The following is an 11,108-nucleotide window of genomic DNA, read 5'->3' on the forward strand; positions in this document are numbered from 1 at the left end:
CCCGTAGGCCGCGAGCAGCAGGCGCAGCCGGCGCCACCGGTCCGTGTCGGCGGGGAACCCGTCGGCGGCCGCGACGTCGCGGGCGGTCAGCGGGACCCACGTCAGGGCGGTGAACGCCAGGTCGCGCACGGCGGGCGCCGGGCCGGCCAGGTCCCAGTCGACGAACCCGACGAGTTCGCCGGCCCCGGGGTCGCCGGCGGTGGGGGCCGGCCGCCAGACCGCGTTGTACGGCGCCGCGTCGTGGTGGCCGACCACCTCCCCGGGGCGCAGGTCGTCGCGGTCGCCGAACCAGTGCGCTCCGGCCGGGGGTGTGAAGGAGGCGACGGCGTCGTGGAACTCGCGCAGCCACGTCCCCACCTGGACGAGCGTGTCGTCGCGGTGGGCCCAGGCCGGCCAGGGCCGGTCCTCGCCGACGGTCCGGCCCGCCAGGTAGGTCAGGACCTCGCGGCCCTGCTCGTCGAGTCCCCGCGGCTCGGGCGCCCGCGTGAAGCCGTGGTCGTGGAGGTGGCGCAACAGGGCGTGCACCGCGGGGGTGCGGCTCCCGGCGTGGCGGCGCACGGTGTCCCCGACGCGGACGGCCCCGTGGTCGCGTCCGCCCGCGAGCCGCTCCTCCATGCCGGGCAGCCTAGGTAGCGTTCCCTCGTGCGCCGATGGCCGACCCACCTCACCGGGACGCTCCCGCCGCTGCTGCTCGCCGGCATCGGCCTCAGCCACCCGATGGAGCTCACGCCGGAGACGGCCGGCTGGTGGACCACGATGCACATCGTCCTGGTGCCGGTCTTCCCGCTGCTCGGCGTGGGCCTCTGGTTCCTCGTGCGCGGAGTTCCGGGAGTCCTGGCGTGGGCCGTCCGCGTCGCCGCGTTCCTCTACGCCAGCTTCTACGGCGTCGTCGACGCCGTCGCCGGCATCGGGGCCGGGGCGCTGGTGAGCAACGGGGTCGCGGCCGGGCGCGGGCCGGACGCCGACGGTCGCGACCCCGCCCTCGATCACCTCTTCGCGATCGGCAACGAGGTCGGCACCGTCGGCGGCTGGGCGTTCCTCGCGGGCAGCGCGGCCCTCGCGGTCCTCGCCTGGCGGCGGTGGGGGCCGGCGGCCCTCCCGGGCGGGCTCCTGACCGTCGCCGCGGCCTGGTCCTTCGTCGGTTCCCACATCTACTGGCCCCTCGGGGTGGCGACGATGGTCGCCCTGGCCCTCGGGCTGGGACTCCTCGGGGAGGCACGCCTGCGCCACGAGGACCGCGCGCGGGGGCCGGTCGGCGACCGGGCGGCCTGAGCCGCCGGGCGCGGCCGGGCGACGACGGGATGCCGGTCCGGTCAGGACTCCCGGCGGGCGGGCGCGGCGGGCGTCCCGGTCTCCCCGCGGGCCGCGCGCAGGCGGGCGAGGACCTCGCGGTCCGGCTCCTTCCAGCGGGCCGCGGCCTGCACACCGCTGATGTCGTGCACCTCCCCGACGGCCGCCCACGTCGCGCCGAAGTGCACGGCGGCGATGCGGTCGTCGCGGGAGTCGGACCCGGCCGCGACGGCCGCGGCGAGCTGGCGCAGGTGTCGTTCGCGGCGCGCGCCGGCCTCCGGGTCGACGGGCTGCACGTAGCGGACCTTGGTGGCCCGGACCGTCGCCGGCCTGCCGTCCTCGTCGCGCACGCGCAACGACAACGGCTCCCCGACCGCGCACGAGCGGATCTCCTCCAGCGCCAGGAGCCGGCCGTCGAGCGGGTCGGGCGTGAGGGTGGGGACGGTATCGGTGCTGCGCACCACGGTGCGGGCGTCGAGGTCGAGGCGGACGGTGACGCGCGAGGCGCGCACGCGCCACGACCCGGTGGCGGTGTCGTCCAGCGTGCGCACCGGCTCGCCCCGGGCGGGGATCAGCGTCGCGAGGTGCTGCAGGTCGTCGTCCATGCCCCGATCATCCCGGACCGGCGGGCCGTCCCGGGACACCGTCCGGTTCCCGTTGCACGACAGCGGTGCTGGCCCGTCGGACACGTCAGGGGTGGCGGTGCGAGCCCTTGACGACCTTGTCGACCGCGTTCCTCGGCCCATGCACCGCGAGGCCCACGAGGTCGAGCCGGTCCCCCGCGACGGCCCGGACGACGGCGCGGTTGGCGGCGTCGTGCCCCGTGCCGAACATCGCGGCGGTGAACACCGCGATCGGCAGGTCGCGGGCGACGGCCCGGGTGCGCGCCACCGCCAGGACGTCCGCGCCGCCCTCGAGCACGATGACGGGCCGGCCGAGCAGCGGGAGGTAGGCCGTCCCGTCGGCGTCGAGGTAGGCCTCGCCGACGAGCTCGCCGTGGCGCGCGGTGAGCCCCGACGCCAGGAAGGCGGTCACGTTGAGCCGCTGCCACCCGGGGAGGTCGTCGCGCAGCAGCACCACCGTCCGGGTGTCGAAGCGGACGGGTGCGTCGGGGAGGTTCTCGCTCACGTCGTGAGACTGCCGCCGGGGTGCGGCCGGTTCTTGTACGTTCTTGAGGTGCCGGACCGCGAACGGGTGCGCAGCTGGCGACCGGCGGTGCCGGGCGTCGCCGAGGTGCTGCACGCTCGGTTCACCGAGCACGCCTACCCGTTGCACACCCACGACACGTGGACGGTCCTCCTCGTGGACCAGGGGACGGTCGCCTTCGCCCTGGACCGCCGCTCCCGCACCACGTCGCCGTCGCTGGTCACCCTCCTCCCGCCGCACGTGCCGCACGACGGGCGGGCCGCGTCCGCGCAGGGGTTCCGCAAGCGCGTCCTGTACCTGGAGACCGCGGTGCTGCCACTGGCTCTCACCGGGGCCGCGGTCGACTCCCCGGTCGTGCTCGACCCGTCGCTCGGCCGGGCCGTCTCGCGCCTGCACGGCGCCCTCGCGGCTCCGGGCGAGGAGTTCGAGGCCGCGAGCCGCACGGTGCTGCTCACCGAGCGGCTGCGCACCCTGCTGGCCCGCCGGGGTCCGGCCGCTCCGGCGCCGCGGGGCGATCTGTCCCTCGCGCGGCGGCTGCGCGACCTCCTCGACGCCGACGTCGTCGCGGGCGTCGGGCTCGCCGACGCGTCGGCGCGGCTGCAGGCCGACCCGGCCCACCTGGTGCGGGCGTTCGGGGCGGAGTTCGGCCTGCCGCCGCACCGCTACCTAACGGGCCGGCGCGTCGACCGGGCGCGCCGGCTGCTGCTCGACGGGGTGCCGCCCGCGCAGGCCGCGGTGGGCGCGGGGTTCTACGACCAGTCGCACCTCACCCGGCACTTCCGCCGGGTGCTGGGCACGACGCCCGGCCGGTTCACGAGCCGGCGCTGACCCGCGACCGCACCCACTGCAGCAGCGCGACGCCCTGCACGCGCTGGAACTCGCGCAGCGTCGGCAGCCCGGGCGGCGACGGCAGCCGTGCGGCGTCGAGGAAGTACCCCGCCATGCCCGCGAGGACCCCCGTGAGGTCGGCCGGGTCGGTGTCCCGGGTGAGCGACAGGCCGCGCAGCAGCCCGTCGACGTCGTGGCCGCCGAACCGCTCGACCTCGACGAGCAGCAGCAGGGTGTCCAGCCACGCGGGCCCCCGGCACGCCCACGGCCAGTCCACGAGGACGGCACCGCGGCTCGTGACGAGCACGTTGTCCGCGCGCAGGTCGGAGTGCACGAGCGTGTCGCCGTCCAGGGCCGCGAGGCCTCGCGACGCCAGCTGCCGCAGCAGGTCCAGGTCGGGCAGCGCAGGCAGGTCCGGGGCACCTGTGGCGTCGGCGGCGAGCCGGTCGAAGCCCGCGAGGTTGCGGGACAACGACGTCCGGGCGTCCTCGAGGTCGGGCACCGGGCAGGGGGTCGCGCCCTCCGCGAGGAGCGTCAGTGCGTCGAGGACGGCGTCGAGGTCGGCGGCGGTCCAGGGCAGCGCGGGCGTCACCCCGTCCACGTCCTGCAGCACCAGGGCGATCCAGCCGTCGGCGTCGACGGTGCCGAGCAGTGCGGGGGCGGGCAGCCCGGGCGGCAGCCATCCGGCGATCGCGGCCTCGGCGCGGTGGATGCCGGGGCTGTCGGGGTTCAGCTCGGGCCCGACGGCCTTGACGAACGCCCGCCGCCCGTCGCGCGTGCGGACCCGGTCCGCGGAACCGGGCGAGAACCCGCCGGACTGGCTCACGGCCCGCGCGACCGGCGAGCCCAGGACCTCCTCGACCCCCCGGCGCACCGCCGGGGGCAGCGCCTCCCACCGCACGCGCGACCCTCCGGAACCCAGCACCCCGTCAGGCTCCCAGAACGCACGGCGAGCGGCGAGCAGGTTCCGGGTCCGCGTGCGCGGACCGGTCAGCCCTGACGGGCCTTGAACCGGGGGTTCGCCTTGTTGATCACGAAGACCTTCCCGTGCCGCCGCACCACGATGGAGCCGGGACGGTTCTTCAGGGACTTCAGCGACGCTCGGACCTTCACGGCACCTCTCCTACCAGCTCGACTTCGTGACACCGGGCAGCTCCCCGGCGTGGGCCATCTGGCGCAACCTGATGCGGGAGAGGCCGAACGCCCGCACGAAACCCCGCGGACGCCCGTCGACCGCGTCCCGGTTGCGCACCCGCGTCGGGCTCGCGTCGCGCGGCAGCCGTCGCAGTCCCGCTCGCGCTTCGAGGCGCTCGGCGTCCGACGGGTGCGGGTCCACGCTGCGGCGCTTGAGCTCCCGGCGCCGTTCCGCGTGCTTCGCGACCACCGCACGGCGCTGCTCGTTCTTGGCGACCATGCTCTTCTTGGCCATCAGCGCTCCTCGCGGAAGTCCACGTGGCGGCGGGCCACGGGGTCGTACTTGCGGATCACCATGCGGTCGGGGTCGTTGCGGCGGTTCTTGCGGGTCACGTACGTGTACCCCGTTCCCGCGGTGGACCGGAGCTTGACGACCGGGCGCACGTCCTGGGTCCTGGCCATCAGACGCGCTCGCCGCGGGCCTGGATCCGGGCGACGACGGCGTCGATGCCCCGTCGGTCGATCGTCCTGATGCCCTTGGCGGACAGCGTGAGCGTGACCGTGCGGCCGAGCGCCGGCACGAAGTAGGTCTTGCGCTGGATGTTCGGGCTCCAGCGGCGGTTCGTGCGCCGGTGCGAGTGCGAGACGGACGAGCCGAAGCTGGGCTGGGCCCCCGTGACCTGGCAGTGGGCGGACACCGTGTCTCCTCGGGTTCGGTGGATGCTCACCCCAGCCTAGCCCAGATGGGAATCGTTCTCACCTCGATGGCATCCGCGTCGCCACCTGCCGGGCACGACGACGCCCGCCAGGCTCCGGGAGCCTGGCGGGCGTGTCCGCTGCAGTGCGGCTCAGACCGCCGTCACGGCCGTCTCCGCGCGGCGGACCACGAGACCGGTCCGGCGGGCCGAGCCCGGGTCGTCCAGGTCGAGGGTGAAACCGCCGTCCTCGACGTCGACCTCGACGGTGTCGCCGTCGCGGACCTCCCCGGACAGCAGCGCCTTGGCGAGCCGGTCGCCGATCTCGCGCTGCACCAGCCGGCGCAGCGGCCGGGCCCCGTAGGCGGGGTCGTAGCCCGTGATGGCGAGCCAGTCCTTGCCCGCGTCGGTGACCTCCAGCGTGATCCGGCGGTCGGCGAGCCGGGCCGCGAGCCGCTGCACCTGCAGCTCGACGATGCGCGACAGCTCCTGCGTCGACAGCGGGTCGAACACGACGACGTCGTCGAGGCGGTTGAGGAACTCCGGCTTGAAGTTCGCCCGCACCGCGGACATCACGGCGTCGTGCTTGGTCTCGCGCGACAGCTCCGGGTCGACGAGGAACTGCGACCCCAGGTTCGAGGTCAGCACGAGGATGACGTTGCGGAAGTCCACCGTGCGGCCCTGGCCGTCGGTCAGGCGACCGTCGTCGAGGACCTGCAGGAGGATGTCGAACACCTCCGGGTGGGCCTTCTCCACCTCGTCGAGCAGCACGACCGAGTACGGCCGGCGCCGCACGGCCTCGGTCAGCTGGCCGCCCTCCTCGTACCCCACGTACCCCGGAGGCGCCCCGACGAGACGCGCGACGGCGTGCTTCTCGGAGTACTCGCTCATGTCGATGCGGACCATGGCGCGCTCGTCGTCGAAGAGGAAGTCCGCGAGCGCCTTCGCGAGCTCCGTCTTGCCGACGCCCGTGGGCCCGAGGAACAGGAAGGACCCGGTCGGGCGGTCGGGGTCGTTGACCCCGGCCCGGCTGCGGCGCACCGCGTCCGAGACCGCACCCACGGCCGCGGCCTGGCCGATGAGGCGGCTGCCCAGGAACTCCTCCATGCGCAGCAGCTTCGCGGTCTCCCCCTCCAGCAACCGGCCCGCGGGGATGCCGGTCCAGCCGGCGATGACCTCGGCGATGTCGTCCGGCCCGACCTCGTCGGCCACCATCGGCGGCTGGGCGGCACCGGAACCCTCGGCCTGCTGCGCGGCGGCCAGGTCGGCCTCCAGGCCGGGGATGCGGCCGTAGAGGATCTCGCTGGCGCCCGCGAGGTCGCCCTCGCGCTGCAACCGCTCGGCCTGCGAGCGGAGTTCGTCGACGGTCTTCTTCAGGTCGCCGACCCGGTTCAGGCCCGCCTTCTCCTGCTCCCACCGCGCGTTCAGGGCGGTGAGCTGCTCCTGCTTGTCGGCCAGCTGCGAGCGCAGCGCCTCGAGCCGCTCGCGCGAGGCGACGTCGTCCTCCTTCGACAGCGCGAGCTGCTCCATCTTCAGCCGGTCCACGGCGCGGCGCAGCTCGTCGATCTCGATGGGCGAGGAGTCGATCTCCATCCGCAGCCGGGACGCGGCCTCGTCGACGAGGTCGATCGCCTTGTCGGGCAGCTGCCGCCCGGAGATGTAGCGGTCGGACAGCGTCGCGGCGGCGACCAGCGCGGCGTCGGAGATCGAGACCTTGTGGTGCGCCTCGTAGCGCTCGCGCAGGCCGCGGAGGATGCCGATGGTGTCGGGCACGCTCGGCTCGCCGACGAAGACCTGCTGGAAGCGGCGCTCCAGCGCAGGGTCCTTCTCGATGCGCTCGCGGTACTCGTCCAGCGTGGTGGCGCCCACGAGGCGCAGCTGACCGCGCGCGAGCATGGGCTTGAGCATGTTGCCCGCGTCCATGGAGCCCTCGGCGGCACCCGCGCCGACGACGGTGTGCAGCTCGTCGATGAACGTGACGACCTGCCCCTCCGCGTTCTGGATCTCGGTCAGGACGGCCTTCAGCCGCTCCTCGAACTCCCCGCGGTACTTCGCACCCGCGACCATCGAGGCGAGGTCGAGGGAGATGAGGCGCTTGCCGCGCAGCGACTCCGGGACGTCGCCCGCGACGATGCGCTGCGCCAGGCCCTCGACGACGGCGGTCTTGCCGACGCCCGGTTCGCCGATGAGGACGGGGTTGTTCTTGGTGCGGCGGCTCAGCACCTGCACGACGCGGCGGATCTCGGCGTCGCGGCCGATGACCGGGTCGAGGCGGCCCTGGCGGGCCTGCTCGGTGAGGTCGACGCCGTACTTCTCCAGCGACCGGTAGGTACCCTCCGGGTCGGGCGAGGTGACCTTGGCGCCGCCGCGGACGGCGGGAAGGGCGTCGAGCAGGGCGTCGCGCGTGGCGCCGACGGCGCGCAGGGCCTCCCCAGCGGCCGAGGTCAAGGCTGCGGCGCCGAGCATCAGGTGCTCGGTGGAGACGTAGGCGTCGTCCAGCGCACGCGCCTCGTCACCCGCGGCCTGCATGAGCGCGACGGCGGGACGGGAGAGCTGCGGCTGGCTGACCGACGCACCCGACGCGCTGGGCAGGGACGCGAGCGCCCCGCGCACGCGGGTGGCGACGACGGAGCGGTCGGCGCCCACGGCGTCGAGCAGGTGGCCGGCGACGCCGCCCTCCTGCTCCAGGAGCGCGGCCAGGACGTGCAGGGGCTCGACCTGCGCGTGGCCGCCGGTGCTCGCCCGGCCGACGGCGTCGGCCAGGGCCTCCTGGGCGCGGGTGGTGAGCTTCAGGTCCACGGGAACCTCCGAGGGGACGTGCTGACGAACGACACCGGGGGCAACACTGCCAGAGTTGAGCTTGTTCCGCTCAACTCGCGCGTCGCGACCGGCGGCTGGGTGCCGCATGCAGGCGCGGTGCTCGCGGCGCACCCCCCGAAGAGGGGACGCGCGGGTCTCTGAGAACGCTCTCCCCCGGGCCGCCGGCGGCCTACGGTCGGACCGCGCCACCACACCCGGCGCTCATCTCGCCGCCAGGGGAGCGCCGGTGCCGCGATCACCGCGATCGACCACCCGGGTCCCCACGCGCCTCGGGCTCCTGGCCGTCCACACCATCGGCGAGGGGCCCACCGCCGTCCTGTGGCACAGCACCTTCACGGACTCGCGCTGCTACCAGCGCGTGGTGGACCGGCTGTCCACCCGGCGCCGACTGCTCCTCGTCGACGGACCCGGCTGGGGGGCGAGCGATCCCCTGCTGGCCACCACGACGCTCACGGAGTGCGCTCTGGCGGCGGAGGACCTCCTCGACGGCGTCGGCGTGACCGGAGCGGTCGACTGGGTCGGTACCGCGTGGGGCGGCCGGGTCGGCTACCGGCTCGTGGGCACGCGACCCGGACGACTGCGCACGCTCGTCGCGGTGAACGCACCGACGGCGCCCCTGCCGAGGTGGCAGCGACACGTCCTGACCGCCGTGAGCGCCGTCCTCGAGCACCTCGGGCCGGTCGCGCCCGTGCGGGCCCTGCTCCGGTCCACCCAGTTCACGGGGGCCTGCCGCGCACGTGACCCCGGGGCCCTGGCGCTGCTGACCGGCAGCCTGGAGGCGGCGGACCCCCGGAGCCAGGCCGCCAGCCTGCGCTCCTTCGTCATCGGGCGCACCGACCTGGGGCCGGAACTGGCGCGGGCCATCGTCCCCGTCCTCATCATCGCAGGGGCCGAACAGCAGGACCTGAGCCCGGCGCGGGCGCGCGAGCTCGCCGCGACCTGCCGGTCCGCGACCGCGATCGTCGTTCCCGGGGCCCGCACCCTCCTGCCCGTGGAGCGCCCGGCGGAGTTCACGGCCGCGGTCCTGGCCTTCTGGGAGCGCAACCCCGTCAACCCCGTCGACTGACCCGCCCGGCCGCCCCGCGCGGGTCAGAGACTGAGACTGGGGTGCAGCCTCGTCACCGACCAGGTGCGGCGGCGGTGGCAGGCCAGCAGCGTGACGCCGATGGCCAGCAGGCCGGCCACGACCAGCGCCCCGACGTCGGTCCACACCTGCGCGGTGGCGCCCTCCGCGACCAGGCGCCGCAGGCCCTGCACGCCGTACGTCATGGGCAGGTACGGGCTCAGCGCCTCGAAGAACGGCCCCGCCGTCGCGACGGGGTACGTGCCGCCGGCCGAGGCCAGCTGGAGCATTAGCAGCACGAGGGCGACCAGGCGCCCCACGCCGCCGAGCAGCGCCGTGAAGCACTGGTGGATGCTCGTGAACACCACGGCCACGAGCACCGCGAAGGCGACCGTGGCCCACGGGGAGGCGGCGTCGAAGCCGAGGAACACGTGCAGGGACGCGAACAGCGCGACCGCCTGCACGACACCGAAGGCCGCACCCGGGAGCCACCCGGACAGCGCGGCCCGCCAGGACCCCGCGGTGGTGGCCAGGGCCCGCGGCGACACGGCGCGCAGCACCATGTAGGTGATCATCCCGCCGATCCAGAGGGCGAGGCAGACGAAGTAGGGCGCGAGGCCCTCGCCGTAGACGTCGACGGCGTGCGCGCGGGTCGCGCGCGACTGCACGGGCGCGGCGGCCACCTGCGAGCGCTGGGCGCGGTCGGCGTCGCCGTAGGTCGGGACCGCGTCGGCCCCGCTGCGGAGCCCGTCGGCGAGCTGGGTGCTCCCGTCCGCCAGCTGCGCGGTCCCGTCGGCGAGCCGGGCGGCGCCGTCGCGGGCGGTCCCGGCCCCCGTCGCCAGCTCCTGCGCCCCCGTGTCGAGGGTCCCGGAGCCGGCCGCGAGCCGCTCGGCCCCCGCGGCGGCGCTCGTCGCGCCCGCGGAGACCTGGCGGGTGCCGGTGGCCAGGGCGGCTGCACCGTCGGCCGCGGAGGCCACGCCACCGGCGAGCGCGGGGGCCGCCCGGGCGAGCTGCGCGGCCCCGTCGGACACGGCCGTGGCGCCCGTGGCGAGGCGGTCCGCGCCCGCGGCGAGCTCGTCGACGCCCTGCCGGGCCGCGCCGAGCTGCTGCACGGCGCCCGCGAGACCCTGGCCGGCCGCGCTCACCTGGCCGGCCGCGGCACCGAGGTCGGTGCCGAGCCGCCCGAGGTCCGGGTCGAGCTGCGCGTCGACCTGCTCGACGGACGCGAGCAGCTGCTGCAGCTGCGCGTTCCCGGGGTCGGCGGCGGCCAGCGCGCGCAGGCGGGGCAGGACGTCGGTGCCGAGGCTGCCGCGGGCAACCAGCAGGTCGCGGGCGGCGCGGCCGCGGCCAGCGTCGTCGCCCCGGCCGAGACCTCTCCCGCGCCCGCGGCCAGCTGCGCGGCCCCGTCGTCGAGGTCCCCGAGGCCGACCGTCAGCTGGTCCGCTCCGGCGTCGGCGCTGCGGGCGCCGTCGGCGAGGCCGGCCGCGCCGTCCGCGGCCCGGCTGACCTGCGCGTGGACCGCGTTGAACCCGACGTACACGTTGTCGAGGTACCGCGCGGTCGTGCTCGTGGCCAGCGAGTCGCGCAGCGTGGTGGTGATCGTGCCGGCGACGTTGCCGACGACGTAGTTGGCCGCGTCGTCGGTGACGACGCTCAGCTGCGCGCGCCGGGGGTCGGCGCCACCGGCCGAGACGAGGTCGGCGGAGAAGCCCGCCGGGATCGTCATGACCGCGGCGTAGTCGCCGTCCTCGAGGCCCTCGGCCGCGCGCTGCGCGCTGACCTCGTGCCACGTGAAGCCCGCCGCGCCCGCCGTGGTCACCTGACGCACGATCTGCCCGCCCGCGTCGACCGTGGTCGTCGTGCCGTCGGCGCCGGTGCTCGGGGCCGGGACGTCGAGGTCGACGACGGCCGCGTCCAGGCGCGCCAACTCCCCGGTCGGGTCCCAGTTCGCCGCCAGGTACAGCCCGCCGTAGAGGCAGGGCACGACGACGACCACGACGAGCGCGAGCTTCGTCAGCAGCGACCGGCGGAACCGCGCGAGCTCGAGCCAGGGCAGGGAGGTCATCGGCATCACGCGGCTCCGGAGGAGGTGGGGGCGGGCCGGTCGTCGGGTCCGTCGTCGGGAACATCGT

The 11,108-nt window shown here is 75.7% G+C and carries 14 protein-coding genes; 3 read left to right on the forward strand and 11 right to left on the reverse strand.

What is annotated here, in order from left to right:
• The coding region (locus GTR02_RS15075) for a phosphotransferase (protein WP_166608317.1) at nucleotides 1–615 on the reverse strand (615 nt) is incomplete at its 3' end.
• Between the two features lie 27 nt (nucleotides 616–642).
• Between GTR02_RS15075 and GTR02_RS15080 the strand changes: the two genes are divergently transcribed.
• Nucleotides 643–1,272 (forward strand): hypothetical protein, encoded by a 630-nt coding sequence (locus tag GTR02_RS15080; RefSeq protein ID WP_166608318.1) that lies wholly within the window; start codon nucleotides 643–645, stop codon nucleotides 1,270–1,272.
• A 41-nt stretch (nucleotides 1,273–1,313) separates the two neighbouring features.
• Here GTR02_RS15080 and GTR02_RS15085 read toward each other — a convergent pair whose 3' ends face one another.
• Together GTR02_RS15085 and GTR02_RS23915 are read right to left on the reverse strand one after the other, a co-directional pair.
• Nucleotides 1,314–1,895 carry a hypothetical protein gene (locus GTR02_RS15085; RefSeq protein ID WP_166608319.1) on the reverse strand — a complete coding sequence of 194 codons (582 nt, stop codon included), beginning with the start codon at nucleotides 1,893–1,895 and terminating at the stop codon, nucleotides 1,314–1,316.
• Nucleotides 1,896–1,980: 85 nt separating this feature from the next.
• Nucleotides 1,981–2,418 (reverse strand): DUF2000 family protein, encoded by a 438-nt coding sequence (locus GTR02_RS23915; RefSeq protein WP_166608320.1) that lies wholly within the window; start codon nucleotides 2,416–2,418, stop codon nucleotides 1,981–1,983.
• Between the two features lie 48 nt (nucleotides 2,419–2,466).
• Here GTR02_RS23915 and GTR02_RS15095 point away from each other — a divergent pair, with 48 nt between their 5' ends.
• Nucleotides 2,467–3,264, forward strand: a complete 798-nt coding sequence (locus tag GTR02_RS15095) for an AraC family ligand binding domain-containing protein (RefSeq protein ID WP_166608321.1) — start codon at nucleotides 2,467–2,469, stop codon at nucleotides 3,262–3,264.
• Here the strand turns inward: GTR02_RS15095 and GTR02_RS15100 are convergent.
• From GTR02_RS15100 to clpB, 6 genes are all read right to left on the reverse strand, one after another.
• Complete coding sequence (locus GTR02_RS15100; protein ID WP_166608322.1) at nucleotides 3,248–4,189, reverse strand: phosphotransferase; 942 nt, start codon at nucleotides 4,187–4,189, stop codon at nucleotides 3,248–3,250. The genes GTR02_RS15095 and GTR02_RS15100 overlap by 17 nt on opposite strands.
• Before the next feature lie 65 nt (nucleotides 4,190–4,254).
• Nucleotides 4,255–4,377 (reverse strand): type B 50S ribosomal protein L36, encoded by a 123-nt coding sequence (gene ykgO / locus GTR02_RS15105; RefSeq protein ID WP_166608323.1) that lies wholly within the window; start codon nucleotides 4,375–4,377, stop codon nucleotides 4,255–4,257.
• Nucleotides 4,378–4,387: 10 nt separating this feature from the next.
• Nucleotides 4,388–4,693, reverse strand: coding sequence for a 30S ribosomal protein S14 (gene rpsN / locus GTR02_RS15110; RefSeq protein ID WP_166608324.1), 306 nt, complete (start codon nucleotides 4,691–4,693; stop codon nucleotides 4,388–4,390).
• Complete coding sequence (gene rpmG, locus GTR02_RS15115; RefSeq protein WP_166608325.1) at nucleotides 4,693–4,860, reverse strand: 50S ribosomal protein L33; 168 nt, start codon at nucleotides 4,858–4,860, stop codon at nucleotides 4,693–4,695. Before rpmG ends, rpsN begins: the two co-directional genes overlap by 1 nt.
• Nucleotides 4,860–5,096: a 50S ribosomal protein L28 gene (gene rpmB / locus GTR02_RS15120; protein WP_166608326.1), complete on the reverse strand. Its 237-nt coding sequence runs from the start codon at nucleotides 5,094–5,096 to the stop codon at nucleotides 4,860–4,862. The genes rpmG and rpmB overlap by 1 nt, the downstream gene beginning before the upstream one ends.
• A 150-nt stretch (nucleotides 5,097–5,246) precedes the next feature.
• Complete coding sequence (gene clpB / locus GTR02_RS15125) at nucleotides 5,247–7,892, reverse strand: ATP-dependent chaperone ClpB (protein WP_166608327.1); 2,646 nt, start codon at nucleotides 7,890–7,892, stop codon at nucleotides 5,247–5,249.
• A 247-nt stretch (nucleotides 7,893–8,139) separates the two neighbouring features.
• Here clpB and GTR02_RS15130 point away from each other — a divergent pair, with 247 nt between their 5' ends.
• Nucleotides 8,140–8,979, forward strand: coding sequence for an alpha/beta fold hydrolase (locus tag GTR02_RS15130; RefSeq protein ID WP_166608328.1), 840 nt, complete (start codon nucleotides 8,140–8,142; stop codon nucleotides 8,977–8,979).
• 23 nt (nucleotides 8,980–9,002) lie between these two features.
• Here the strand turns inward: GTR02_RS15130 and GTR02_RS15135 are convergent, their stop codons facing one another.
• Complete coding sequence (locus tag GTR02_RS15135) at nucleotides 9,003–10,121, reverse strand: YhgE/Pip family protein (protein WP_166608329.1); 1,119 nt, start codon at nucleotides 10,119–10,121, stop codon at nucleotides 9,003–9,005.
• Entirely contained in the window at nucleotides 10,118–11,047 is a 930-nt protein-coding gene (locus tag GTR02_RS15140) for a YhgE/Pip family protein (RefSeq protein WP_205709350.1), read from the reverse strand. Before GTR02_RS15140 ends, GTR02_RS15135 begins: the two co-directional genes overlap by 4 nt.
• Nucleotides 11,048–11,108: the final 61 nt, after the last annotated feature.

This window comes from Kineococcus siccus (genome assembly GCF_009906795.1).
GTDB lineage: Bacteria > Actinomycetota > Actinomycetes > Actinomycetales > Kineococcaceae > Kineococcus > Kineococcus siccus.

Coding starts and splice junctions, on each gene's coding strand:
- rpmG (WP_166608325.1), bottom strand. CDS start 4,860: ATGGCCAGGACCCAGGACGTGCGCCCGGTCGTCAAGCTCCGGTCCACC.
- rpsN (WP_166608324.1), bottom strand. CDS start 4,693: ATGGCCAAGAAGAGCATGGTCGCCAAGAACGAGCAGCGCCGTGCGGTG.
- GTR02_RS15140 (WP_205709350.1), bottom strand. CDS start 11,047: ATGCCGATGACCTCCCTGCCCTGGCTCGAGCTCGCGCGGTTCCGCCGG.
- GTR02_RS15085 (WP_166608319.1), bottom strand. CDS start 1,895: ATGGACGACGACCTGCAGCACCTCGCGACGCTGATCCCCGCCCGGGGC.